20 protein-coding genes and 1 pseudogene are annotated in these 25,561 nt (G+C 50.1%); 9 read left to right on the plus strand and 12 right to left on the minus strand.

All coding sequences use genetic code 11. From position 1 onward, the window contains the following. Window positions 1-208 precede the first annotated feature (208 nt). The 3 genes from helD (at window position 209) to RQP50_RS18825 (ending at window position 3,675) form a co-directional block, all read left to right on the plus strand. Entirely contained in the window at window positions 209-2,587 is a 2,379-nt protein-coding gene (gene helD / locus RQP50_RS18815) for an RNA polymerase recycling motor HelD (RefSeq protein ID WP_315746348.1), read from the plus strand. A 71-nt stretch (window positions 2,588-2,658) separates the two neighbouring features. Beyond that, window positions 2,659-3,501, plus strand: coding sequence for a PhzF family phenazine biosynthesis protein (locus tag RQP50_RS18820; protein WP_315746349.1), 843 nt, complete (start codon window positions 2,659-2,661; stop codon window positions 3,499-3,501). Window positions 3,502-3,531: 30 nt separating this feature from the next. Beyond that, window positions 3,532-3,675: a hypothetical protein gene (locus RQP50_RS18825; protein ID WP_174807698.1), complete on the plus strand. Its 144-nt coding sequence runs from the start codon at window positions 3,532-3,534 to the stop codon at window positions 3,673-3,675. Window positions 3,676-3,737: 62 nt separating this feature from the next. On the opposite strand, the gene RQP50_RS18830 is transcribed toward RQP50_RS18825, so the two are convergent. The 3 genes from RQP50_RS18830 to RQP50_RS18840 all read right to left on the minus strand — a co-directional run bounded on the left by RQP50_RS18830 (window position 3,738) and on the right by RQP50_RS18840 (window position 7,240). Further along, a complete protein-coding gene (locus RQP50_RS18830) occupies window positions 3,738-4,565 on the minus strand; it encodes a DNA adenine methylase (RefSeq protein ID WP_315746350.1) in 828 nt (275 codons plus the stop codon). Window positions 4,566-4,751: 186 nt separating this feature from the next. After that, window positions 4,752-6,032: a Fe-Mn family superoxide dismutase gene (locus RQP50_RS18835; protein ID WP_315746351.1), complete on the minus strand. Its 1,281-nt coding sequence runs from the start codon at window positions 6,030-6,032 to the stop codon at window positions 4,752-4,754. Between the two features lie 185 nt (window positions 6,033-6,217). After that, complete coding sequence (locus RQP50_RS18840) at window positions 6,218-7,240, minus strand: alpha/beta hydrolase (protein WP_021256127.1); 1,023 nt, start codon at window positions 7,238-7,240, stop codon at window positions 6,218-6,220. 333 nt (window positions 7,241-7,573) lie between these two features. Between RQP50_RS18840 and RQP50_RS18845 the strand changes: the two genes are divergently transcribed. Then, window positions 7,574-8,323: an IclR family transcriptional regulator gene (locus RQP50_RS18845; protein ID WP_028533615.1), complete on the plus strand. Its 750-nt coding sequence runs from the start codon at window positions 7,574-7,576 to the stop codon at window positions 8,321-8,323. Window positions 8,324-8,556: 233 nt separating this feature from the next. Here the strand turns inward: RQP50_RS18845 and RQP50_RS18850 are convergent, their stop codons facing one another. Continuing rightward, on the minus strand, window positions 8,557-10,887 hold the full coding sequence (locus RQP50_RS18850) for a helix-turn-helix domain-containing protein (RefSeq protein WP_315746352.1): 2,331 nt from the start codon (window positions 10,885-10,887) through the stop codon (window positions 8,557-8,559). Window positions 10,888-11,332: 445 nt separating this feature from the next. Here RQP50_RS18850 and RQP50_RS18855 point away from each other — a divergent pair, with 445 nt between their 5' ends. The 4 genes and pseudogenes from RQP50_RS18855 to RQP50_RS18870 all read left to right on the plus strand — a co-directional run bounded on the left by RQP50_RS18855 (window position 11,333) and on the right by RQP50_RS18870 (window position 16,166). Continuing rightward, window positions 11,333-12,310 carry an ABC transporter permease gene (locus RQP50_RS18855; RefSeq protein ID WP_394358411.1) on the plus strand — a complete coding sequence of 326 codons (978 nt, stop codon included), beginning with the start codon at window positions 11,333-11,335 and terminating at the stop codon, window positions 12,308-12,310. 21 nt (window positions 12,311-12,331) lie between these two features. After that, window positions 12,332-13,219 (plus strand): carbohydrate ABC transporter permease, encoded by an 888-nt coding sequence (locus RQP50_RS18860; protein WP_315746353.1) that lies wholly within the window; start codon window positions 12,332-12,334, stop codon window positions 13,217-13,219. Between the two features lie 63 nt (window positions 13,220-13,282). After that, window positions 13,283-14,797, plus strand: coding sequence for an extracellular solute-binding protein (locus RQP50_RS18865; protein ID WP_315746354.1), 1,515 nt, complete (start codon window positions 13,283-13,285; stop codon window positions 14,795-14,797). A gap of 65 nt (window positions 14,798-14,862) precedes the next feature. Beyond that, window positions 14,863-16,166, plus strand: a pseudogene (locus RQP50_RS18870) (Gfo/Idh/MocA family protein). 79 nt (window positions 16,167-16,245) lie between these two features. On the opposite strand, the gene RQP50_RS18875 reads toward RQP50_RS18870, so the two are convergent. The 7 genes from RQP50_RS18875 to RQP50_RS18905 form a co-directional block, all read right to left on the minus strand. Then, window positions 16,246-16,983, minus strand: a complete 738-nt coding sequence (locus RQP50_RS18875) for an ABC transporter ATP-binding protein (protein ID WP_139295392.1) — start codon at window positions 16,981-16,983, stop codon at window positions 16,246-16,248. Next, window positions 16,980-17,819 carry an ABC transporter permease gene (locus RQP50_RS18880; protein WP_315746356.1) on the minus strand — a complete coding sequence of 280 codons (840 nt, stop codon included), beginning with the start codon at window positions 17,817-17,819 and terminating at the stop codon, window positions 16,980-16,982. Before RQP50_RS18880 ends, RQP50_RS18875 begins: the two co-directional genes overlap by 4 nt. Further along, complete coding sequence (locus tag RQP50_RS18885) at window positions 17,816-18,274, minus strand: nitrous oxide reductase accessory protein NosL (RefSeq protein ID WP_072730590.1); 459 nt, start codon at window positions 18,272-18,274, stop codon at window positions 17,816-17,818. The genes RQP50_RS18880 and RQP50_RS18885 overlap by 4 nt, the downstream gene beginning before the upstream one ends. Continuing rightward, complete coding sequence (nosD, locus tag RQP50_RS18890; RefSeq protein WP_315746357.1) at window positions 18,271-19,722, minus strand: nitrous oxide reductase family maturation protein NosD; 1,452 nt, start codon at window positions 19,720-19,722, stop codon at window positions 18,271-18,273. Before nosD ends, RQP50_RS18885 begins: the two co-directional genes overlap by 4 nt. Before the next feature lie 81 nt (window positions 19,723-19,803). Next, window positions 19,804-21,207: a sensor histidine kinase gene (locus RQP50_RS18895; protein WP_315746358.1), complete on the minus strand. Its 1,404-nt coding sequence runs from the start codon at window positions 21,205-21,207 to the stop codon at window positions 19,804-19,806. Window positions 21,208-21,212: 5 nt separating this feature from the next. Further along, window positions 21,213-21,890: a response regulator transcription factor gene (locus RQP50_RS18900; RefSeq protein ID WP_072730588.1), complete on the minus strand. Its 678-nt coding sequence runs from the start codon at window positions 21,888-21,890 to the stop codon at window positions 21,213-21,215. Window positions 21,891-21,908: 18 nt separating this feature from the next. Next, window positions 21,909-22,895 (minus strand): YncE family protein, encoded by a 987-nt coding sequence (locus tag RQP50_RS18905; RefSeq protein ID WP_315746359.1) that lies wholly within the window; start codon window positions 22,893-22,895, stop codon window positions 21,909-21,911. Between the two features lie 211 nt (window positions 22,896-23,106). On the opposite strand from RQP50_RS18905, the gene RQP50_RS18910 reads away from it, so the two are divergent. Further along, on the plus strand, window positions 23,107-23,832 hold the full coding sequence (locus RQP50_RS18910) for a nitrous oxide reductase accessory protein NosL (RefSeq protein WP_072730586.1): 726 nt from the start codon (window positions 23,107-23,109) through the stop codon (window positions 23,830-23,832). A gap of 189 nt (window positions 23,833-24,021) precedes the next feature. Here RQP50_RS18910 and RQP50_RS18915 read toward each other — a convergent pair whose 3' ends face one another. Next, window positions 24,022-25,428 carry a hypothetical protein gene (locus RQP50_RS18915; RefSeq protein ID WP_315746360.1) on the minus strand — a complete coding sequence of 469 codons (1,407 nt, stop codon included), beginning with the start codon at window positions 25,426-25,428 and terminating at the stop codon, window positions 24,022-24,024. Window positions 25,429-25,561 lie beyond the last annotated feature (133 nt).

Consider the following 25,561-nt stretch of genomic DNA (forward strand, 5'->3'; position numbering starts at 1 on the left):
TTACATCCATGCAAAAAGTCCTCTGTATACAAAAGTTGACAAGGAAAAAGCCTAATCAACATCTTGTAAGCAGAGGACTGTTATGTTAAGATCTAATGTACGATATGAGTATATTTTTAAAATGCATTACTATCCAAATATATAATACCATATCGAATCACAGGCTGTCAACCTTGATTTATAAATTTCTAAAGAAGCGGGTGGTTAGATGAGTACGAAAGAAGAACAATGGCGTCTAGAAGAGGAACGAGCGACTCGGGTGATGGAAGCTATTGAGCAGCATATTGAGCCCCTGCAGCAGGATATTGGCGACATCAAACACGAAGTAGTCGAATTCCGCAAGGCATTCTGGGACGATGTCAAAATCAACATGGACGATATAAATGAGGCGATAGAGACCTTCGCCAGCATGAAGCAGCAGGCAGAGGTGTTAACCGAGCGCGAGCATAGACACCGCCATGCTGCGCGTCAGTTGGATGTATTAACTCGCATGGCGAAGTCTCCCTACTTTGCACGAATCGATTTCAAGGAAGATGGAGAAATGCGCGGTGAGGAGATCTATTTAGGCATTGGCTCTTTCCGCAATGAAGAAGGCGAATTTTTCGTATATGACTGGCGAGCTCCGGTGTCGAGCTTGTATTATGATTTCCCTCCAGGCCCTGCGCGCTACACGACTCCTGTAGGGGAGATAGAAGGTACGATGGAACTGAAGCGTCAGTTTCTTATTTCGGAAGGCCGGTTCCGTGGAATGTTCGATACCGGGGTTACGATTGGAGATGAATTGCTGCGTCAAATGCTTAGTCAGCCGTCAGCCGAGCATATGAAGAGCATTGTAGCGACCATACAACAGGAGCAGAACCGCATCATTCGCAATGAACGGAGCGGCGTGCTGATTGTGACGGGGCCAGCAGGCAGCGGCAAGACGTCGACAGCTTTGCAGCGTATTGCATACCTGCTCTATCGGTATCGGGAAACACTGCAGGCGGAGCAGATCGTATTATTTTCCCCAAATCCTCTGTTCAACCGTTATGTCTCGACAGTGTTGCCGGAGCTGGGAGAACGAAATATGGAGCAGACGACCTTCCAGGATTATTTGGAGCACCGCCTAGGCAGCAGTTTCAAGCTTGAGCATCCGTTCGAGCAAATGGAATATTCACTGACAGCTGCAGAAGAACCGGGCTATAGCGCTCGTATGGAGGCGATCCGCTTCAAGGCAAGCCGTAACTATATTGATATGATCCATGCGTACGTACAGTGGTTAGGGACAGAAGGCCTGCAGCTCCATGATATTTGTTTCCGCGATGAGGTGATCGTAACTGCAGAGCAAATTCACAGCCAGCTCTACCGTTATGATGCATCGCTTCCGCTGCCGAACCGTTTGCGCTTGCTGGCCGAATGGCTGCGTGGGGAACTGCATCGCGCGGCGAAGCAAGAACGCAAGAAGGCGTGGGTGGATGAGGAAGTAGAGATGCTGGATGATGATGCATACCACGAAGCTTATATGAAGCTGCAGCGCAAGAAGCAGTTCTCGGAGGAAACCTTCGATGACTTCCAGCGTGAACGCGACTGGCTTGCTGCATCGATTGTGAATGAGCACTTCAAGTCTCTCTATTCACAGGTGAAGAAGCTTGGGTTTATTGATATGGAGGGGACGTATCGTCAGTTGTTCGCTATGCCGGATGTATCGGAGCGATGTGCGGCAGCCGGAACGCTGCCTGCGGAGTGGAGAACCATATGTGCAGATACGGAAGCACGCCTTCTATCAGGGGAGATGCCGTTTGAGGATGCAACGCCATATCTGTATCTGAATGAATGCATTAAGGGGTTCCGTGTGAATACCTCTATTCGCCAACTGTTCATTGATGAGGCGCAGGATTACTCACCTTTCCAATTCGCATTGTTAAGACGAATGTTCCCGCGCTGCAGCATGACGCTGCTTGGGGACTGGGAGCAGGCAATTTATCCGCATGCTGGGGAACAGGATATTAACAGCAGTTGGCTATCTTCGGATATGCGCGGCAATTCATCTACGGAAACTTTCCACTTGACGCGAAGCTACCGCACAACTCGTCCGATTATGGAGTTCGCCCGCTATCTGGCCATGGACGGCGATCGTATTGAGCCGTTCGATCGGGCTGGGAATCTGCCGACAGTTACCGTTGTGGAGAGCGGAGCGCAGCGAGATCGACTGGTCGCGGATCGCATACGTCAACTGCTGCAGGAAGGGCATCGCAATGTAGCCGTGATTTGTAAGACGGCTCAAGAGAGCAAGGAAGCATATGAGGCGCTGCAAAATGAAATTTCGATTTACCTTGTCGAGCAAGATACGGCCTCATTCCATGAGGGTGCGCTGGTTATTCCTTCGTATTTGGCCAAGGGAGTAGAATTCGATGCAGTTGTCATCTATGATGCATCGGAAGCTGCCTATGGGCGTGCAAATGAACAGAAACTGCTGTATGTATCCTGCACGCGGGCCATGCATGAGCTTCATGTATTCTGTGTCGGCAAGCCGAGTCCATGGCTGGCTGCGGTGCCGGCAGAGACATACCTATCTCTGTTAGATCCCAATAAAGCTGATAGGGAATAGAACAGAAATAGAACAGATCTGTCTTTTTCGATTAGCCGGTTGTAGTAATCTTAGGCAAGGGAGGTATGGACATGAAGGTATACATCGTAGATGCTTTTACAGATGCGCCATTCCGCGGCAATCCGGCTGCGGTCTGTCTCGTTGAACAGGAATGGCATGAGACGATGATGCAGCATATCGCATCCGAAATGAATTTATCCGAGACAGCATTTGTTCATGTAGATGCAGAGTGGGAAGAGGGGGCTCAGCGCCCTCTCGGCCTACGCTGGTTCACGCCTGAGGTTGAGGTTGATCTATGCGGACACGCAACGCTGGCTACGGCTCATGTATTAAGACAATGCGGGATTGTGAGCGGGGACAGAGTCTCCTTCGAGACGAAGAGCGGCATTCTCCATGCTGCATATAAGGAAAGCGGGGGCCAATGCGAGATCACGCTGGATTTCCCAACATCTTCGCTAATGCCCGTAGAGGATGAGTCGCTGCGAGTGCGTCTGGAGGAAGCGCTAGGCTGCTCGGTGCATGAGGTACTTAGAAGCCGAATCGAGTTAATGGCCATCGTGGATTCAGAACAGACTGTACGGTCGCTGGAGCCACACTGGGAACAGCTTAAGGCGTGCGATCAAGAAGCGATTGGTGTGCTCGTTACAGCGAGAGCAGGGGAATCAGCCCATGACGGAATTGACTTCGTGTCTCGCTGTTTCTTCCCCGCGCTCGGTGTGAATGAAGACCCGGTTACGGGATCTGCTCATTGCACGATGGGGCCATATTGGGGAGCCAAGCTCGGCAAGTTGTCTCTAACTGGACGTCAATGTTCTGCAAGAGGAGGCGCTGTGAAGTTGGAGCTGCATCAGGAGCGGGTGTACTTAACCGGCACGGCTGTCACAATTATGGATGGCAAGTTCACTTTTTCGTAGATTAGTGATTTCATTTTAGGAGGGAATAGAATGGGAGTTTGGATGGAGATGACCATTCTCATCTTGCTCGCCTGCAATCTACTGCTCCTTCTGCACATCAACAGTAAGCTTCCGAGGCGGGATCGCGCCCAGGAAGCTTACGATCGTGCGAAGAAGAAGTATGGGATTGACTGATGCCTGCACTGCCTATAGGGTTGTACAACCAATGCCTGAATATCCACGTTTCGTCTTACATGTCAATAATTCATAATAATGACCTCGTTGATCACACCACGGCCATCACCTTTGGAATTAATGCTTCGCCTCGCTTTTACCGTATGGATTCGATATCCCTCATACAATTGATGAATATAGTCTGTCGCATGATTGGACAGCATGACATATACACCACGTTCACTAAGTTCCTTAAATACATTGGCTAGACGCTGTTGTTCCGGTCGGCCGAAGCCCCCCTTGGCATACGAAGTGAAGGCGGCAGTTGGCGTCAAGGTGTCATAGGGAGGATCAAAATAGACGAAGTCGCCGGCGCGTGCCTCCTGCACAGCCTCAGCAAAATCTCCATCCATCATTCGAATATTGGCGCGGTTCAAATAGGAGGACATACTGCGAATAGTTGTTTCTCTTATGATGTTCGGCCGCTTGTATTTCCCGAATGGAACATTGAATTGGCCGCCCGCATTGACTCGGTATAAGCCGTTATAGCATGTCCGATTCAAATAAATAAGTCTGGCGGCGCGGTCGATAGGGGATAAGGCGGCGTAGGCTTCTTGGTTCCGGTCCCATGCCCGGATTTCATAATAGTATCCTTCGTCGTTGCGATGCTGGCGAAGGGTTTCAATAAGTTGGTCTGGCTGCTGCTTTATCATTTGGTACACGTTGATGAGCTCTGGGTTGACGTCGTTAATGGCCCCGTTGTCTGGCGTTAATGCTAACAATAACGCCGCTCCGCCGATGAACGGTTCGAAGTAGGCTGCTCGCGTCCAGTCTGCTGAAGGCAGAAGGGAACGGATGTTGGGAAGTAGTTGGCGTTTGCCGCCAGCCCATTTCACAATAGGTCTGAGCAATTCGCCTCACCCCTTTCGAAGTCGATAACTCATTGTTCTGGTACAAAAGGAAAGCGCGGCACAGAACCGCACGTGATCCAGCTATTTCCATTTATTATTGTATAGAACGAAAAGGGTGCGGCGCAACGGCGAATAAGCTCGAAAAATAGGAAGTAAACACCTCATTCATCGAATGATGTTGTAAGCTTAGAAGGGAGTCCATTTTAATTTGCGAGCTTGCTCGAATCGTTCGGATACAGCGGGCCAATTGATGACATTCCACCAATCGGCAATATATTTCGGCCGTTCATTTTGATGCTTCAAATAATAAGCATGTTCCCATACATCAAGCGGCAGCAGCGGGACGACATCCCATTGGGACAAGTTCTGATGTTTCTCTGCTTGCAAAATCTCCAATCTTCGGCTGCGCGGACTCCAGACGAGTATCGTCCAGCCACCACCCTCAACCTTCTCTGCTGCGTTCGAGAAGTGCTTCCGGAAGGCATCGTAGCTGCCAAAGTCATGCTCAATTTGGCGCAGTAGACTGCCTGTAGGCCTGCCTCCGCCCTGCGGACTCATTACATCCCAGAAGATGGTGTGCAGATAGTGACCAGCCCCATTGAACGCAAGCTCGTTCTCCCAATATTTCACCAGATCGAACTTATTGGTGCGCCGTGCTTCTGCTAGCGCCGACTCGGCTTTGTTCAAGCCGTCCACGTAGCTCTTGTGATGCTTGTCATGATGAATGCGCATCGTCGTCTCATCGATATAAGGCTCAAGCGCATTATAAGGGTATGGAAGCGGAGGAAGCCGGTGTCCGCCAATTGGAACGAAGGATTCCCCATCTGTCTCATCATCCTGTTCCGGCTGCGCGCTGCGCGTATTGCCAATGTGAGCATGAATGCCTTGAATGGATTGTTGTGGATAGGGATACTGATGTTGCTGGGGCTGATACTGATGCTGCGGCCAATGCGAGGAAGGCTCGTTCCCCGCAGCGTGAATGCGAGCTGGTGGGGAGGAGCTGCTGCTAGAACGAGTGTTATGATTGCTTCCCGGGGGCTCTACTGCTGGGTGAAAGACAGGTTTAATGGCTTTCAGAAAGTACTGGGATCGCTCCGTGATATGATCGAATACGACAGGGGCGTGCTCCGTATGCTGCACGGCTTGGCTGTTATGCTTAATGGCATCAAGCTGCTGAACGAACTGCTCGGATTGATATACAGAAGCGCGGAGCAATTCTTGAAGCTGTTGAAGCTGATCTGGCTGAAGGACATCTGGCTGCTGCAGGGCGGTGCGCAGCTGTCCCCTCGCTGCATCTTCCGTCTGTGACAGAACCTGTTCCCATTGGGCAAGCAGCTGCACGTATTCAGGCTCCAGCTGGGGCACAATTGCGCGAATGACCTCTGTATGCTTCTTCTCCTGCTGCTTCCAGTAGGCACTCTCTTCCAGTACACGCACAGGCATAAGTGGCCCGTATATGAGCTGCAATGTTCTCCCTCCTTGTGATTGAAATGGTTCTTTTTATTGTATTAGCTTCATAGGTTGACCTATGTAAAATGGCACAAAAAAACCGCAAGCGGGGGCTTGCGGTTCTACTTCGACTTATTCCATCTCGTATTCTGTGAAACTTCCTTGCCGAATTTATGAACGTCTCAATCGGCGTAGCAGGGGAGTTAGTTCTGTGCAATGAACAAACCGCGATCAGCACGATAGGCTGCATTCAGAAATGCGGATGTCTTCGACAAGTATTCTTTGCGCTGTGTGCGATAGATAAGCTCATGCTGTGTATTAGGGACGATCCATGCCTGCGAGAGCTTGTTGGACTGATGGGCGGCAATGCCTTCTGCAATTCCATATGGCGCCTTGGAGTCCGCTGTTCCATGAACGAAGAGAATCGGCATCTCATAGTTCGTTGATTTCACTTCATTGTATGGAATTTGCTGTAGGCTCGTGCCATTGACAGCAGGGAAGAAGGTACGCAGCAGATCAAGCGATGGATGCTTCGGCAGTGGAGCGTACTGCTGCAAATTATGATATAGCGTATCTGGCTCCAGCAGGAAGGTGCTGTCCAGAATCATGGCATTAATATCATGAGTAAGCAGTGCTGCTTGAAGCGCCGTTCCGGCACCCATGGAGAAGCCCCATACGACGACGTGCTCAGCACCGCGTTCCTTCGCGAGCTTGACTGCGCCTAGCAGCTGTTCCTTCTCCAGACGGCCGCCTGTTGCTTTGGTCGGATGCTGTTCGGAAGCAAATCCATAGTCGAACATGATGACATTGTAGTCGAGTCGATGTGCGAATTTGGCAAGGTCATACATCGGCACCCAATATTCTTCTCGATTGGCCCCGTAGCCATGGCTGAAGATTAAGGTGCGCTTGGAAGGCTTATCAGATGGAATGTACCATCCGTCTACCAGCGTATGCCCATCGCGAGCGGGAAAGGATACCGTCTCGTACTTCATCCCTTTGGCCTCCATTGGATTGGAGAACAGCGGAGGTACTTGCGGATTAGCGAACATCCATGCGATGAATCCGTGCAGGGCAAGGAAGATGACAATTGCAGCGAAGAAGGTCGATAGGGATAGCGCAATGGCTACATGCTTCACTCGTAGTCTCCGCGCTGCCGCAGGGGCTGCTCCAGATGGGCCGAGCCATTCAGGCTGTAGTGCGGGAGATGTAATAACAGGTGTGCTCATGTAGATGACCTCCTTCGATGATGTAATGCAGAATGGTGTCGAGCCCAATAAATTCATATAGAACAAAAGTCCCGATGGGAGCTGATTCGTGTAAACGTTGTCTTCGTATCATTATCGTATGCGGGAATCCGCATAGGGTCAACGGATGTGCGCGATTTGTAAGGTGATTGTAATCGTCCCGTAACATTGCAATCTCCCTGTAAAAACATGTCGAAACAAGGGACGTTCGTAGGATGCGGGAGAATGGTGCTAGTATCTTTACGAAAATAAGGAAGAGAGTTATACTAGTTGTAACGATGTTCCATACTATGGAACCGAAGAGGGAGATATATGGTGGAAGAACGAGGAAAGCTAACCGTACGCGCCGTAGAGCGTGCACTCGATATATTAATGTGTTTTGCCAATGAGCGAGATATCAGCTTGACGGAACTTGCAACCCGCGTTGGGCTGAATAAGAGCACTGTTCATCGTCTGATGACAACATTGGAGGATCGCGGATTCGTACTTAAAAATGGTGATAAGTATCGCCTGGGATATCGGGTATGGGAGTTGGCGGCGAATTTGACGCAGGTCGATGATCCTGCTCAGCTGCTGCAGCCGGAGATGGAGCTCCTGCGCGATCAGTTGGATGAGACGGTGAGTCTATATGTGAAGGATGGCAACGACCGGATACGGATTCAGGCCGTGCAGAGCAATCAGGCGATCCGTAGAGTAGCGCCAGTAGGCGTTCGTTTGCCGTTGTTCGTGGGGGCATCCAGCAAGGTGCTGCTTGCCTTTGCTGAGACGCACGAGCTAGAGGCTGCATTGCGCGATTCACGCTGGCCGTCCTCCATTGACAAGGACAGCTATATGAAGCAGCTTGAGGAAGTGCGTCGACTCGGATATGCTGTGAGCTTGGAAGAACGCGAACTTGGAGCGGCGGCTGTATCTGTGCCGATCATGGATCGGAATCAGCGGCTGGTCGCAGCCTTGTCGGTATCGGGGCCTGTCAGCCGGATGTCGGCAGATACGCTTGTATCCTTTGCCCCGCAGATGATGGAGACTGCCCGCCGAATGGGCACGATGCTGCTGACGATGCAGTAACAGTCAGTCTGCTGTAATCGACGGTTAAGATTGTCTTTTTGCTAGATTCTGTGCATTGTAAATAATAAGTCCTTCGGCCCCTCTACTGCGGTAAGCAGTGGAGGGGCCGAAGTTGTATAGACCTATGAAATGCGCCTGACAGCACCCATCAGAACGGAGATCGGAATGCCAGCCATGATCTGCAGTGATGTATAAGGTTATGCTGAAGTTATTGCTCCAATTGCGGCATCCTGCTATAGGGTTTGTGAGGAATGACGCTGGCGATATTGGCCGGGAGTTATTCCTTCGAGCTTCTTGAACATACGATTGAAGTAGGGGGCCTGGTAACCGGCCGATTCAGCGATTTCATTGATCTTCATATCCGTGGTCAGTAGAAGCTGCTTGCAATAGTTCATTCTTATCGAGGTAATATAATCGACATAGTTCGTTCCTGTCATTTGCTTGAACGCTTTGCTCAGTTGGGAGATGCTGACGCCATTACTTTTCGCATAGGTTTCAAGTGCAATCTCTTGACCGTTGCTTTGTGCAATCTGTTCGAGCAGATTGTCTACAATCTCCTTCATAGATGCATTGAAGCTGCGAGAGAGCGAATGAATGTAAGGGTGGATCACCTTCTCTTGGAACCAGGACAAGGATGCTTGTGGATTGCGCAGCATACGAAGCTCTTCATACAGCTGGGCGCTGTCATAGACGGCATACGGATTATGGCCGGCCTGAAGCATAGCGCGATGGATGCTTCCCATTAGTCGCAACAGCGCTTGATGGACAAGCCATTCTGCCGCGTGGCTTGCTTGCAGTGCCTCTACATACTGCTCCAAGGCTTGCGTCGCTTCCTGGGCCAGACCCATATTGAGAGCGTAAATAAGCTCCTGCTCAAGCACAAGCAGAGGGGCTTCAAGCAGCGTATTCGCTCTATCCAGCACTTGATCGGCCTGAAGCAATTGGCTCGTTGCGTCGAAGGTGCGGCACCGAAGCGCACGCTGAGCCTGCTCCATGGCATGGGGAATATCCATCCACGACGAAGTTGGCCCGTTATAGACGATGGTGGCCTGGATGCGCAGAACCTCATGCAGGACGTTGATATAATGGGAACACAGACTGTGCAGCTCCTGTTGTGCTTCTGCTTGAGCATGATCCTGTGTGGGGAGTATGAGCACAAGTCCGAACGATCCATCTAAGAAATTAATCGTGTGAACATGTTCCGCTGCGGATTGGGATAGCTCTGCCACGATATTGATGGCTGCGTACGTTAATAGAACATCGTCTTTATCGGACAGCGGCTTATATTCTTCATCGGTTGGATGAAGTTGTAGAACGATCGCTGCAAATGACCTGCCTTCAATGGCGACCCCCATCGTATGAAGCTTCTCCATCATCTCCCTCTCTGTCCAGTGCGCTGCCTGCCCTGTAATGAATTGATTCATAATTGCCTCGCGCATGGACGGCACGGCCTGATTCAGCCTCCGTTCCAATGTTTCATTTGTAATTCGATAATGCTGCCACTCCCGTTCAATATAATCAAGCTCATTGTGAACATCCGTATCCGGGGAGCGCCAGCCTGTAAGCAAGTTCATCATCCGGCGTATCGGTCGATACATACGGTGGGAAGCGAACCAGCTTAACGCTAACGCAGCCAGCAGGGCAAATATCCAGCACACAATGAGGATATGTGTATAGGGTCGTGTAGGTGCCGTAATGATGGATTGAGGGGTAGCTGATAAGTAAGTCCATTTGCCGCCCATTTTCTCCAAGGTTACGGTGTTTATGAGCAATGTATCCTGATTCAAGGGAACCTTGCTGCTTCCGCTAGGTTGATTCAATGCCTCTGTATGTTGAGTCTGATGAGATTGAATAGCGGCGAATGCCTCAAGATTCTGTCTGCTTGCTTCGCTTTGCCCAATAATGTGTCCTTCCTCGTCGAGCAGGTAAGCATATCGGTCTGGGTTCGCAAATACGAACAATTTAGACGGATTGATGTAAATCACGATAGCCCCGTAGGATGCGTTTCCATTGAACGGCAGCTTCATTACGACGGCATGGGACGAGCCTCTACTGAAGGGACGCTGCAATTCATGTGTCCAGAAGATGCCCTGCTCGGCCGATATAAGCTCCTTCCAGCGAGATTCTTCTGCCTGCTCCAATGTCCGAAGACCAATCGAGGGCTGAAGTACTTTGTTCTGCTTCGCCACGTACAAATACACCTGATCAATAATCGGATCGGCATTCTCGATAAGCGTGAGCGTATCGAGCAATTGGTTCGTTTCCTCGAACTGCTGTGCGAAATCCATATCGGAAATCGTCGGCTTGAAATGCGGCTTCACGACCATATGTAGAGCGTAATTAATAAGCTGCCCAAGCTGTTTATCGATTTGTTTGGCTGCTTCAATCATCTCGCTGTCGTTCTTCCCTTGAAACTGCTTCACAAGCTGCTGGTTGCCCATATATAAATAAGCCGCACTGATGATCGTGATTGGCAGGCAGGTCAGCAGTACGGCGAGCGCGAGACTTTTCCAATAGAAGATTCCCTTGGAAGAGGGACGTAGTATATCATGCAGCTTTCCCATGAATTCCTCCTGTGTGGCAATGGATGATGAAACGGAATAATGGAGTAATCATTGATATTTGATATTGGAATAGAAATTGTAATTTGCTCGACTGCACGAAGCTGTTCATACAAGAACGGTAGTATGGAATGTTCTGGTATGGTGGCCGATTGTATTTATCATACTGAATGGCACAACGGATGAAAAGGCTTACAGAAAAAAAGTGCAGCCTCAGGAAATCGGAAAAATGCTGCATCGAATCTCGCAGCAGGTGATTCTTTGCGGGGCTTGCTTGTGCGTTCATCGAGCGATGAATAAGCGCGGTTATGCAGGCAGGCAAGATGCTTCAGCAAAAAAGTCAAATTGCATGAAATTTTGATAGCGTTTACATTGATAAAAAATCCTAGCAGAAATTGTGATACTCGCTGTCTCAATTGAACATGCAGAAGAAAGTGAGGTAGTACTGATGAGCATGGAACCATCAACATCTGTATCTGCAGCCCAGTTAGAACGGAGGACATCATCTAAACGAAGAGCGCGCACACGTGTATGGGTAGATGTGAAGAGGGATAGATACTTGTATTTGTTGGCGCTGCCAGGACTTCTCTTCTTCCTTGTCTTCAAGTATGTTCCGATTACGAATCTTGTGATCGCCTTCCAAGACTATTCGCCGTATTTCGGTGTGTTTCAAAGTCCATGGGTAGGATTCGAGCATTTCAGCCGCTTCTTTGCAAATGAAGATTTCTACATTCTGCTGCGCAACACACTCGCTATCAGTTTTCTGAATCTGTTGTTTTTCTTCCCGGCGCCGATCATTCTTTCTATCATGCTGAACGAGGTTCGGCATTCGATTGTGAAGCGAACAGTACAGTCTCTCATTTACATTCCGCACTTCTTATCGTGGGTGCTCATTTCGGGGTTGACGTTCCTCATGTTCTCGCAGTCGGAAGGGTTGTTCAACAAGCTGCTGCTGTCTATGGACAAAGAGGCTTTTGATTTGCTCACGAATCCAAGTTATTTCTGGGGAATGTTGACGGCACAGTCGATCTGGAAGGAGGTCGGTTGGGGGACGATTATCTTCCTCGCTGCTATCGCAGGAATCGATCCTCAGCTGTATGAGGCTGCGGTGATGGATGGAGCAGGGCGGATGCGCCGCATTTGGCATATTACGCTGCCGGGCATGCGCAATGTGATCATCATTCTGTTTATTTTGCGGTTAGGCACTATTATGGATACTGGATTCGAGCAGATTTATCTGATGATGAATGCAGCCGTCTCCAATGTAGCGGAAGTGTTCGATACGTATGTGTACAGGGTTGGGATTAAGCAAGGGGAGTTCAGTTACAGTACAGCCATCGGATTATTCAAATCGGTAGTTGGCGTCATTCTTGTGGTGGCGGCCAATCAAATTGCTAAGCGCTTCGGACAGGACAGTTTGTATTAATTTGGGAGGAAGACAAGTGCTATGAGAGATAACAGTGTGAGAGATCGCTTATTCAATATCGGGAACATAGCCATTCTGCTGCTCATCAGCTTGGCGACCGTCTTTCCCATTTACTATACAATCGTGCTGTCGTTCACGGCTCCAACGGAATATTACACGAAGCCGCTTATTTTGTTCCCGGCCAAATGGTCACTGGATGCCTATGAGTACTTGCTGGCAAACGGCTTGTTTGTCAGCGCACTCGGTGTGAGCACCATTCTGGCTACAGTAGGAACAGCATGCAGCCTCATCGTAACCGGGGGCTTGGCTTATGCGCTCTCTCGGAAGCGACTGCGCTTCCGGAAGGCCATTCTGTTTCTTATTTTGTTAACCTTTCTGTTCCAGCCAGGTCTTGTGCCGCAGTATTTAATTGTGCGCAATGTCGGACTTATCGATAATATCTGGTCGCTTATTATTCCGTCGCTGACCAGTGGGTGGTACGTTCTGCTTATGAAGGGATTCTTCGACAGTATTCCCGATAGTCTGGAGGAAGCGGGACGAATTGATGGGTGTAACGAGATCAGCGTATTTTGGCGCATTATATTGCCCTTGTCACTTCCAGCGCTGGTCGCATTCGGCTTGTTCTTTGCGGTAGGGTATTGGAATACCTATTTCAACGCGCTTATGTACATTAACGATCAGAGCATGTGGCCGCTGCAGGTGCTGCTGCAAAACCTGCTGGTCGATCCGGCGGCAATGGGCGGCGGGGCAGGAGGGAGCGGTGCGGATTTCCGTATGAATCGCCAGATGCCGTCTGAGACGTTGAAAATGGCGGCCGTCGTCATAGCAACTGTGCCGATTATGCTGGTGTATCCATTCTTACAGAAGCATTTCGCCAAAGGTGCGATGGTTGGCTCTGTCAAAGAATGAATGAATATAGGATGCACATGGACAGCCTGTAGCGTGCTCGCATATCAAAAAGGAGGGTTCAGAATGGTTCACAATTCATCACGTAAGTTGTCATCCTTGCTCAAGACAACAATGCTTATCATGCTGGCATGTTCACTGCTGCTGACTGCATGCGGCGGTGGAGGCACAGGCGGTGCCTCTAGGGGAGAAGGTCCGACGAAGATTACACTGCAAACGTTGAATTATGCGCCCGATATGGTGAACAACAGCAATCCAATGTGGAAGGAACTAGAGAAGAACACGAATACACAGCTGGACATCACATGGCTGACACCAACGACGATTGAAGATAAGGTCAATGTGATGCTGGCGTCCGGTGAGATGCCGGATGTTACCTTTGTGGAGTCGCTGAACAACTCGCAGCTCCAGAAGATGATTAAGCAAGGCGTGTTCTGGGATTTGACGCCTTTCATTACGGATTATCCGAATCTAACGGAAGGCGTTAAGGCGGCGATGTGGGAAGAGACGAAGATTGAGGGCAAGAACTATGCCATTCCACGGTACTATCCAAGCTTTGGCGGCGGTGTATTCCCGATGCTGCGTAAGGATTGGCTGGATGAGCTGAATCTGCAAGTGCCAAATTCCATGGATTCGCTCTTCGACGTACTGAAGGCATTTAAGGAGAAGGCGCCCGGCGGGAAGACTGATATCGTTCCGTATGCGGCATCCCCAGACTCGCTCGGTTTTGTATATAACGTCTTCAATGAAACGCAAGGCGCATGGAAGTTGAAGGATGGCAAGCTGGCGCCGAACATCACTGAAGATGCTTCCCGTGATGCGCTGCTGTGGATTAAGAAAGCCTACGATGCAGGACTGTTCCCGAAGGATTTTGCCATCTTAAAGTTCTCGCAAATTATTGATATGGTTCGTGGCGGCAAGGTAGGAGCGGTGGGCTTATCCATGAACCATGTCTGGATCCAAGGGGAAGTGCTTCGCCAGATCGATTCGAAGGCCGACCTCATTCCGACCTCTTACCTGGCGAATCCGCAGGGGGCTAAGTATGTCCCTTCCGGTGAGTCCTATTATGGCGTGTATCTGATTCCCAAGAAGGTGCCAGAGGAGAAGGTGAAGAAGATTCTGGCGCTGTTCGATTATGGAAATAGCCCAGAGGGCAATATTCTGGAGTACTATGGCTTGAAAGATGTGCATTACAAGGAAGAGAACGGCAAGCGGATTGCGACTGAGCAGGCGAAGAAAGATTTGACGGGAGACGGCAACATGTCGAGCTTGTTCCACTTGATTAGCGACGATATGGCTATTGCTGCAGTGGGGATGCCAGATGAATTGTATGAACGCAACGTGAAAATTGTAAATGAGCGCAAGGAGCATGTTGTACCAGATCCAGGACGCGGCATTTATTCGGAAGCCTATAATCGGTTCTACCCGGAAATTAAAAAGAAGGTAGATGATATGCGGACGAAGGTGATCATTGGGAAAGAGACGATTGAAGCCTATGATCAGTTTATTGCGATCTTGAAGCAGGATAAAGAGCTGCAAATGATTACAGATGAAATGAATAAGGCTTACCAAGCAAAATAATGAGAGGCCAAGGAACGCTGCTGCTTGCGGGCGTTCCTTCGCTTCATTAGAGGGGGAGAAGCAACATGAAGCCTATCACTGCGGTTGTGATTGGAGCAGGGGATCGGGGAGCACGTGCATATGCTCCATATGCGCTGGAGAATCCGCATGAATTTCGTATTGTAGGTGTCGCTGAACCGAATACAGAACGACGACGCAAATTTGCCGAGCAATTTGCACTAACCGCTCAGCAGCAATTCGATTCTTGGGAGTCGCTGCTTGGCAACGAGAGGCAGGCAGAAGTTGCAATTATCTGTACATTGGATCGAATGCACCTCCAGCCAACGCTCCGGGCACTTGAGTTAGGGTATCATGTTCTGCTGGAGAAACCGATGTCGCCTGTGCCGGCAGAGTGTGTGGAGATGGAGCTTGCGGCCAAACGGCACAATCGTCTGCTCACGATCTGCCATGTGCTGCGTTATACGGCATTCTGGTCATCTTTGAAGCGGGAAATCGACCGAGGTGCGATTGGTGATATCGCCTCGATACAGTTAAATGAGAACGTGGGCAATATGCATATGTCGCACAGCTTCGTACGCGGCAATTGGCGCAATAGCGACGAGTCGAGCCCGATGATCCTGCAGAAATCATGCCATGATATGGACATTTTGGCGTACTTAATGGGGGAACCGTGCACACGCATTAGTTCGTTTGGCTCGTTAATGCATTTTCATGAAGGGAATCGACCGGAGGGTGCACCGCTGCGCTGTATCGAAGGATGTCCGGCAGAACATGTCTGCCAGTATCATGCGCCTCGTTATTACCTGGGGAAGGGATTGGATGGGCGCGGAAAATTACAGACGATCATACGAAGGAAGGCATCATTAAGGCGCTGTGGGAAGGGCCGTACGGCAAATGTGTCTATCAGACGGATAATAATGTTGTGGATCATCAGGTCGTCAATATGGAATTCGCCAGTGGCGCAACGGCTACCTTCAGCATGTGCGGCTTCACACACGATAATACTCGCATTGTGCAGGTGATGGGCACGAAAGGGGATATTCGCGGCAATATGGAGGATGATGCTTTCACGCTCCATGATTTCGTGACGAAGGAGAAGCGTGTTGTCCATATCCATGCATCTGCTGCGGGGCATGGGGGTGGAGACGCGGATATAGTCCGCTCCTTTATTAAGGAAGTGCGTGATTTCGAGGCGGGAATGGTGACGGAGAGCAAGTCTTCTGCCTCTGTCTCCGTACGCAGCCATCTGATGGCATTCGCAGCAGAGGCATCACGGCTGGATGGGGGCAGATCGATTGATCTGCAGGCCTATTATGATGAACTGGCAGGAGCAGCGGTACAACCGCATGTTCATGAGAAACATTGCTAATCATGTCGTAATGCATGCATACTGATGAACTTAAAAAGCCAGCGATCGCTGGCTTCTACTACGAGAAAAGAAACACTAATTACGAACTAGTGGCTATACGCTGGCATGTATCATAAAAGACGGCTTCCAAGGAACGATGTCCATTTTCTGTACGGCAAAGTCTAGCGACAGAATCGCATGCGACCATGACGCCTTCATTCATGAAGGCGACAGTATCGGCCGTGTCCTCCACGACAGACAAAATATGAGTCGAATAGAGGATTGTTGTTCCTTTCCTGCGTTCAGCATGGATTAGTTCCTTGAACGTATGCACCCAATAGGGATCAAGTCCGTTGGTGGGCTCATCCAGAATGATGATCGGAGCTTCAGGCAGCAACGCTTGTGCGAGCGCGAGCCGCTGCTGCATTCCCTTGGAATAATGGCTTACCTTCTTATGCTTGTCTTGTTCCAACCCAACGAGGCAGAGCAGCTCATCGATGCGACCTCGCGGCACCTGCAGCAGCTTGGAGAAAAAGTGCAGCACCTCGTATCCCGTCAAGGAACGGGGAAATACCATATTGTCAGGCATATAGGCGAATGTGGATTTATAGGCGCTGTCCGTGGACGATACCTTGTGCCCGTTCAAGTAAATGCTGCCTGACGTTGGCTTCACAATGCCGATCATCATCTGAATGATCGTGCTCTTCCCGGCGCCATTGCCTCCACATAAGGCGAAGCATTCACCTTGGCCGATTGAGAAGTGGATATCGCGCACCTGATTCTGCTTGGAATAAATCTTGGATACATTATCGAATCGAATCATCGCATTTGTCGTCATTTGCGGATGCGCCCCCCCTGCTTCACAATGATGATGGATAAGGCAAGCGGAGCAATGATCCATGCCGCAGCCGTCAGACAGAAGGCAATTTGTCCGGTGCTCCCCTCGGCCCATATCGTAAAGTCATAGAGCGTCGGCCCGAATATCATGCCGCTCTTCATTTGAACGATGCTCCACACCCGTATTAGCTCAACTGGGTTGAACAGGATGGATGTGGTTAAGAGTGTAATAATCCAATGAAAAGGGACAACACTGGAGACGCCCATCACGATATATTCGTACAGGAGCACGCTGAGCGCCCATGTCAGAATGCTGATGCCAAGCGCTTGGAATCGTGTGCTGGCATACACGCCGATGACCGAAGCTATCGCCAGGAAGATAGCCGCAAGCAGCAGGGTCAAGGCGATAAAGAGGAAAAACAAGGAGGCGGCGAACATGCCAGTGCGGTTCGTGATCCACAGCACAGTTCCGACAATACCGTAGCCGAGCAGGATAACGGCTGCAATGGCCGCCAGCATGCCTATGTATTTGCCAAGGACAATGGAAGTGGGCGATACCGGGTAGGTGAGCAGCAATTGATAGCCCCCATCCTCTTTATCTCCCGCGAGCATGGTACTGCCCATTAACAGCGTGAGAAGCGGAACGAGGAAGAGGGAGAGATTCAGAAGTCCTGCAGTCATTCTCGTAAACCCTTCGTATCCTGCCTGATAGCCGATGCTGCCGAAGAATACGATGAACAGCGCCAGTAGTGTAAATAATATGGAGAAGCTTGCCAGCCAGCGGCTGCGAATGATCAGCTTCATTTCCTGCTTCGCAATCGAACCTATGTGCTTCATTGATGACCGTCCCATTTATGCTGCTTCAGGTCAGAGAACGACAGAACGTTTCCTTTGCCCTCTTGTGCAACGTATTGCTCTGCTTGTTCCTTGTTCGGAAAGGCCAGCACGCCATTCGCCATTGGTGTCCAGAAGTCTTGGTGGTAGGCGAACCAGGCCTGCTCCAGCTCTACCCAATTGCTTGCGGTGTATACATAGGACTTGGCAATCGGATTGTCTGCATTGTGATACGATTGGATATAATCCATCATGCAGCCGATATCATCGAAGGTCATAATCTTGCCGTCCGTTAATACAACCTCTGTTGCGTAGTCTTCGTTCGCTACGCTCATATTGCATATGATGCATACATCGATATCAGGGTTAATCGGGCGCGGCTCATAGCTTGGCTTGCCGCAGGATGTGGCAAGCAGGAGGCCGACTGCCGCTACGACTGTTCCGAATCTCCATGTCATTTCTGAATCCTCCCTTGTGCAAGAATGAATATGCCGCCAATTAGGAACAAGCATCCTGCGATGCCGACAAGATGGCGATTGTCTGTAGGATGTTCCGCTTCTAGGACTGATTGTGCAGGATCATCTACAAGTGGTTGAAGGGTGGGCTGCTGCGTAAGCGGGAACCGATCTGCTCCGCTCGTTGCGTTAGCGGAAGGCAGCATGCGATTAACTGCATTCCATAGCTGTATGGCAGGGCTCTCGAAGTAGAATTGCAGCTGCGGCTGCTTCGGCAGCAGCTTGTCATAGATGGAGCCTGCGTAGTAAGGTAGTTCCCCGATGCCGTCGCCGGTAATATCGAAGGAAGAGTAGTCGTCCCAATAATTGCCCGATGTGCCGTCATCAATGGCCTGCTTCGCATCCAAGCTACGTGCTTGCACGACATTGCCGATGAACTGGTTCCCCGATATGGTAGTTCCGGTATTGCCCTTCAGCAGACTAAGGCCAAGATGATTGCCCGAGATGACATTGTCTGTAATGATGCTGTCTCTCGCATCCTCCAGTGCGAGACCGTTGCTGTTGTACATCATGCGGTTGCCCCGCATCGTGATGCGATCGGTGTCATAGAGCAACACTCCATAGCCGCGATAATCAAGCTGCTTCTGCATGATGTTCTGCTCAATCCGAAAGGAGGAGGAGCTCATGGCCATCATCCCGTTAATGTTGTACATGAATTGATTGCCCGATACGAGACCTCCTTCACCGAACATGAGATGAATGGCGTAGCGTGAATCGGATATCGTGTTGCTGCTTAGCGTACTGTCGGCTGCGAAGTCGATGTAAATGCCGTCCTGAACATCATAAATGTCATTGCCACGTACAACATTACCACTGCCATAGAAGAGGTGAACGCCGTTGCCTCGCTTAGAGATACGGCTGTTATTGCTCGTTATCGTATTGTTCTCGATCTGATTGCGGCTTCCTTTGTTGACATAGATGCCATTCTGTACGCGGGACAGCGTATTGGACACGATCAAGTTGTCCGAGGAGGCGATATAAATACCAGCGTCCTGCTTTTTGCTGCCGCTCTGGATAATCTGAAATCCGGTTAGGGAAACGCCGGGGGCGGTAATCGTGACGACATGTCCTTGATTATTGCCGTTCAGCGTAACCTTAGCACTGCCTGCAGCTTGGAGCTTCAGTGGCTTATCAATGACAAGCTGTTCATGATAGCTGCCTTCTTGTACGGTAATGGTTGCGCCTACTTCAGCCTCATTAATGGCCTTCTGGATCGAATCTCCGGCACGAACGATGAACGCCTTCCCATTAGCGTTGGCGGCATGCAGCTTGCTTGTACCTGGGAAGCAGGTGAGGAGAGACAATAGCAAAGCTAGAGCGGCCAGCAGCATTTTTCTGTTGACTTGTCTGCAATTGGTCACAATTGGCCACCATCCTGTCCCCATTTTCATTTTCTTTGGCTCCTACATTACGACACAATTGTGTGCAAAGATGAAAGAATGTGTGAACGGAGCATGACAACCCGCAAGTTTTTATGTCTCTCTGTATCGCGGCAGCGCAATCGTCACAGTCGTCCCCTCATTCTCGATGCTGTGAAAGGTCAGCGTTCCGCCATGCATAGCAACAATATTGGACACAATGGCAAGCCCCAACCCTGTTCCACCATCCTTGCGGGTTCGCGCCTTATTGGCTCGATAGAACGGCTCGGTTATATGGGGAAGATGCTCAGGGGCAATGCCGATGCCGGTATCGCTGATGCTCAGCTCACAATGGGTGTCCGAGGTTGCGCGCAATTCGACGCTGATCGTTCCCTGTTCCGGCGTATACCTTATGGCATTGTCCAGCAGGTTATGGAGCACCTGTTCGATTCGATTTTGATCGGCTTCAATAATAAGCTCGGGATCAAGATCGATCGCCAATGCAATTTGCTGCTGGACAAGTATGTGTCTGTATGTCATCAGCACGTCCTCAATAAGCTGAGCATACACCAGATGGGTGATGGCAAGCGGATAGGCATTGTTCTCCAGCTTGGCCAGCTCTAGCAGATCATGAACTAGCCGCTGCATGCGGCCGGCCTCGCGGTGGATCAGGCTGATATAGCTTCGCTGATCTTGTTCAGATTCAACAACCCCATCCAGAATCGCTTCGCTGTATCCCTTCACATAGCTGATAGGGGTCCGCAGCTCATGGGACACGTTCGCGAGAAATTCTTTTTTGCGCTTATCCTCCTCGGCAACGGCACATGCCATCTGATTGAAGGCTTGTCCCACCTTGCCGATTTCATCATGTGTTGTAATCGGAACACGTTCCGCATAATTGCCATGTGCCATCTCATGGGCAGCGGACTCCAAGCGTCGAAGGGGCTGCGTGATGCGGTTGATTAATGTTCTGCCCAGCACAAGGGACAGGAACACGAAGCATAAGGTGATCGGAATGAAAATGCTGGTCAGTTCCTTGTTCATCTCCATAATGGTTGCAAGCGGGATGTACAGAAATAAGATGCCTTGCAAGCGATTGTCGTCCAGCAGCGGGATGCTGACAGATAGAATCGTGCGGCCGAATCGTTCCTCGAACCCGGACTTGGTGACGGGGTTGCCCTGAAGGAGCTGCTGGCGATCCTGCTCGCTGATGAGGGAGTCGTATTCAACTTCGAAGGGAAGGCAGGCGCTTAACTCGCGCGGGTTCGTGACAAGAAACACCTCCGAGTCAGACATCTTGTTGTACCAATCGATCTGATCGCGCAGCTTGGCGGTGACCTCTCCACCGCTATAGTTGCTTGCAAGGCGAAGCCCTTCCAGCCGCAGTCCTTCATCTACCTTTTCGACATAGTATTTTTCATAGAAATAGTGAGTGAGCGCATACGAAAAAGACACAGTTCCGATAATCGCCGCGCACACGATAAGCCGCATTTTCTGTGCTAAGGTTAGCTGCTTCATGCCATTTACACCTCAAGTTTATATCCGATGCCCCACATCGTTTGAATGAATTCACCCACATTGCCGAGCTTAATGCGCAGTGTTTTGATATGTGTATCTACAGTTCTAACACTGCCCTCGTAGTCGATACCCCACACGTGCTCCAGAAGCTGCTCGCGGCTGAGTGCTTGTCCGCGGTGGCGGCATAAGAAGAGGAGAAGCTCGAATTCCTTCAAGGTGAGAGCTAAGGGCTTGCCGCATACCTTGACCGTTCTACCTCGTTCATTGATCTCGATTTGGCCGTATAGCTGAACCGTTTTGTCTGCTGCAGATTCTCGATTAACCCTGCGCAGAACCGCGTCGATGCGGGCGATCAGCTCGCTTGGACTGAACGGCTTCACAATATAATCGTCGGCACCGATTTTCAGGCCATAGACACGATCCCATTCTTCTCCTCTTGCCGTTAAGAAGACGATTGGCACGTTAGAGGACTGGCGTATGTTCAGACAGAGCGTGAAGCCATCCAGAACTGGCATCATGACATCGGCAACAATTAGATCGATGGACATGGCAGACAGAATCTCTAGCGCTTCCTCGCCATTCGCGGCTTGGTACACCTCGAATCCAGAGCTTTTCAAATACATATGCACGAGTGCTCTCATATCTTCTTCATCATCGATAATGAGCAATCGAGACTGGTTCATGCTTGCTCCTCCTTGCGCTTATGAGTTGGACGTAATCTGGAATGGGCCTTGGCCCACAGGGATGATTGAGCTGACGGTGAGTGAGTTGGGATCAATGACATAGATCTCATTGCTATCATAACTAGCGATGTATAGATTTCCGCCAATTTCCTTCATCTCGAATGGGTTGGCGCCAATTTTGATCGTGCCAAGCTCTGCGCCGGTATTCCGCGCGAACTTGCGAAGCGTGCTGGAACCGTGACTCAGTGCGAATATGCCTGTATCCGTCTGTGCAAAGCTTACGGGCATATAAGGAGCTGGGATGCGCCGAATAAGCGAACCGGTATCCATGTTGTACACATGGATGTCCGACTCAACTTCAGCCCCGCTTCCGTGGCCGCCAACCCACAGCTCACGCCGATCATCCAACAGCAGACCGCCAGCCGAAGATTCGTTAATGCCGAATGTTTGTACAACTTTTTGCAATCGAGTATCTATAATGGACATCGTCGTATCGTCGAAATTGATGACGTACAGCTTGCTCCCGTCCTTCGCCTCATACATATGCAACGGCTGCTTGCCTACAGCAACCTCGTACTGAAGCGTGCCGTCCAGCCGGAAAGCGCGAATCGATTTATGATGCTGATCAACAAAATAGACAAATTGCTTCGAATGGGACAGCAGCGCATTGGCCGCTCCTTTGCCTATGTCCCACGTCTCGATCTGCTTTCCTGTAGACAATTGATAAATGAGCGCTTTGTCCGCCTGCTTGCCGTAGACGAGCAATTGGTCCTTCGCAAGGAATAGGGCGCCGCTAAGCGGGAAATCGAGCTGCCATGCCGCCGATACCTTATTGCGGACAGGATCAAGGAAAGAGAGACTATGGTCCTTCACATTGACGCTGACGATAATAGGCTGCTGCTCTATAGGCTGGAAATCATTCTTGCCGCACCCGGTAAGAACAAAAGCAAGAGTGAGCAGAACAAACAAAGGCAAAAGTGTGCGTAAGAAAGGTGCAAGGCGCATAAGGCGCTTCCTCCTGTTATTCAAAAAATGGAATATAGCAACATTATAGCGGCTTTAGACACAAAATCTGATCAAATCTATGAAGTTTTGTACTTCTTTTTGGAAAATTGCAACATAAAGTTCAACAATTCATTTCACTTCCTTCACAATCTCCTCACAATTGCTTGCTAGCATTTGTTCTGTAAATGAATTCCATCGTGGAGGGTGTTATATGAAAAAGGGGTTAGCTATTTTTATTTGTTCGATCATGATGCTGAGTATTCTTGCAGGATGTAGCGGTGCAGATCATGCGGGAGAGAAGGGCGGACAAGCTGTGGCGCCGGTTGAGGAAGCAGCGGCTTCGAATACGGGGAAGGAACAAGTAAGCCAAACGACTCAGAATAAGGCACAATCTAAGCAGGAGCTGGCTGCAGCACATGCGGAGGAGCCAACCCATGAGGACTTATGCGCCTTTTGCCAAATGAAAATCTATTTGAGAGAAGAAGATATGGGGATGTTTACAGCGCAAATGCAGACAGCAGATGGTCAGCATCTCTATTTTGACGATGTCGGCTGCTTATTGAATTATGAGCGAGATATGAAAGAGAAGCCGGCTGCATCCTGGGTGAGAGATTATAGTACATTAGAATGGGTGACAGCAAAGGATTCAACTCCGGTAAAGGCTGATATTAAGACACCGATGAAATATGGCTACGCGTTGTTCGCTACGCAGGATGCAGCGCAGAAGTTCGTGTCGGACAATCAAGCCCTGAAGGGCAAGGAAGCATCGTGGAAGGAAATTGATGAAATCTCCCACCAACGTTATTTGAAGAGAAAAGAGAAAATGAAAAACGGCGGCATGCACAATGGAAGCATGAACAAACCAATGGATCATGGCAATAATGGGGACGACAAGCACAAAAGCGATGATAAGCAAAAAAATGATGGCAAACACTAAAGTGATAACAAATACTAAAATGATGGCTCTGAAGGATAACAAACACTAGTGATGAGGACTAAAAGGAAATCTGTCAGCTGTCAGGCATGTTGATACACGTTGAGAAGGTGTAAGGGTAACAATGATAATGATGGTTTAAACAAAACAAGTCCCACCTGTTGCAAAGAAGCGAGCAGGTGGGACTTGTTGTTACAAAAGAAGCAGCAGCATTGCGACGAGTGTCGTGACGGTTAAGCCGATGATCACCGGAACAAGGTTGCGGCGTGCCAGCTCGAACGGGCTGACGCCACAAATTGCTGCTGCTGGTATGAGCGCCCATGGGATTAGCGTTCCCCCTCCGACCCATATGGCGGCAACTTGACCGAGTGCAGTCAGGGTATCTGTCCCTCCGCCAATGGTGGCCCCGAACAGGGACGCTATGGAGCCGGCAAGCGAGATGCCGGAGAATCCTGACCCATCCAATCCTGTAATAGCTCCTACAATGGTGAGGGTAATTGCACCGATGGCAGGGTGGAGTGGAACGCTGTGTGCAAGCGCCAACCCTAGATCATTCACAATCCCATGCGATGCCGCGGACAGAGTTTTGCCGAAGATTTCGAAGAAGGCAGAATCTCCTAAATAGAAAAATGCGGCGATTGGAATGACAGGGCCGAATACTTTGAACCCAAATAGAAAGCCGTCCACGAGGTAGCTGGTTGTCTGTTCAAGTGCTTGCTTGCGATGGGTGAGCAGAGTAACGACGATGAGTATGATTGCAGCGGTTCCGCCGATAAGCGCCGTTGCTTCTCCACCCTGAAGATTCAACTTGAACAGCATGATGACGTCGATGGCGAAGAGCAGGGGAATGACAATGGCTAGAGTTGTTTTGGCAACGGGAGGTAAGGGAATACGAGTCACATGGAAGCTGCTGCGGTCGTCATTTTTGGCAAGACCGGTACTCATGGTCAGAAGACCACGCCCCATATCGCGGCGCATCATCCAGAACGCTACGACCGTGGTGACGACACCCATGACCAGTACAAGCGGGATGCTGGCTTCCAGCACGCTCTTAACGGGCAATCCGGCTGCATCCGCGGTAAGCTTTGGTGCGCCCTGAATGACGAAGTCGCCTGACAATGCGATACCATGTCCGAATAAATTCATAGCCATCGCAACAGCAAGAGGAGGCAGCCCTACGCGAATTGCTGCTGGCAGCAGCACCGCACCAATAAGAGCGACACCTGGCGACGGCCAGAAGAAGGTGCTGATGACGACCATAACAATCCCAAGTGTCCAATAGGCCATCGTGGGACCGCGCATTAGCTTGGTGAATGGAGATACCATCGTTTCATTAATGCCGGACGCGAGCAGCACACGGCTCATCGCGACAATAATCGAGATGATGAGAATGGTGCCAAGCAACTCCTTAATGGCATAAATAAAGCTGGTAAATATACCGCTGACCGCTGAACTGACCGAGGAAGTTGCCAGCAAGCCGAGCAGGAATATCCCCGCCATACATACAATAGTCGTATCTCTCCGCATGACGAGGAAGCCAATAATTAACCCAATGAACAGCAGATACACCCAGTGTATCCCGACGAGTGTAACGACCAATGGAATCGCCTCCCATAATGTAAGCGTTAACATAGGTTTCGGAAGCGTGGAAGCTCTTCGAATTATGTGCTTCATACTATGCGGATACCTATCATTTGGTCATCATCAGGCGGATGAGAGAGGATGCGAGTCG

The sequence above is a fragment of the Paenibacillus suaedae genome, from assembly GCF_032337355.1.
Taxonomy (GTDB): domain Bacteria; phylum Bacillota; class Bacilli; order Paenibacillales; family Paenibacillaceae; genus Paenibacillus_B; species Paenibacillus_B suaedae.

Coding starts and splice junctions, on each gene's coding strand:
- nosD (WP_315746357.1), bottom strand. CDS start 19,722: ATGAAAATGGGGACAGGATGGTGGCCAATTGTGACCAATTGCAGACAA.
- RQP50_RS18850 (WP_315746352.1), bottom strand. CDS start 10,887: ATGGGAAAGCTGCATGATATACTACGTCCCTCTTCCAAGGGAATCTTC.
- RQP50_RS18875 (WP_139295392.1), bottom strand. CDS start 16,983: ATGACGACAAATGCGATGATTCGATTCGATAATGTATCCAAGATTTAT.
- RQP50_RS18895 (WP_315746358.1), bottom strand. CDS start 21,207: ATGAAGCAGCTAACCTTAGCACAGAAAATGCGGCTTATCGTGTGCGCG.
- RQP50_RS18860 (WP_315746353.1), top strand. CDS start 12,332: ATGAGAGATAACAGTGTGAGAGATCGCTTATTCAATATCGGGAACATA.
- RQP50_RS18910 (WP_072730586.1), top strand. CDS start 23,107: ATGAAAAAGGGGTTAGCTATTTTTATTTGTTCGATCATGATGCTGAGT.
- RQP50_RS18840 (WP_021256127.1), bottom strand. CDS start 7,240: ATGAGCACACCTGTTATTACATCTCCCGCACTACAGCCTGAATGGCTC.
- RQP50_RS18880 (WP_315746356.1), bottom strand. CDS start 17,819: ATGAAGCACATAGGTTCGATTGCGAAGCAGGAAATGAAGCTGATCATT.
- RQP50_RS18825 (WP_174807698.1), top strand. CDS start 3,532: ATGGGAGTTTGGATGGAGATGACCATTCTCATCTTGCTCGCCTGCAAT.
- RQP50_RS18855 (WP_394358411.1), top strand. CDS start 11,333: ATGAGCATGGAACCATCAACATCTGTATCTGCAGCCCAGTTAGAACGG.
- helD (WP_315746348.1), top strand. CDS start 209: ATGAGTACGAAAGAAGAACAATGGCGTCTAGAAGAGGAACGAGCGACT.
- RQP50_RS18865 (WP_315746354.1), top strand. CDS start 13,283: ATGGTTCACAATTCATCACGTAAGTTGTCATCCTTGCTCAAGACAACA.
- RQP50_RS18820 (WP_315746349.1), top strand. CDS start 2,659: ATGAAGGTATACATCGTAGATGCTTTTACAGATGCGCCATTCCGCGGC.
- RQP50_RS18905 (WP_315746359.1), bottom strand. CDS start 22,895: ATGCGCCTTGCACCTTTCTTACGCACACTTTTGCCTTTGTTTGTTCTG.
- RQP50_RS18900 (WP_072730588.1), bottom strand. CDS start 21,890: ATGAACCAGTCTCGATTGCTCATTATCGATGATGAAGAAGATATGAGA.
- RQP50_RS18885 (WP_072730590.1), bottom strand. CDS start 18,274: ATGACATGGAGATTCGGAACAGTCGTAGCGGCAGTCGGCCTCCTGCTT.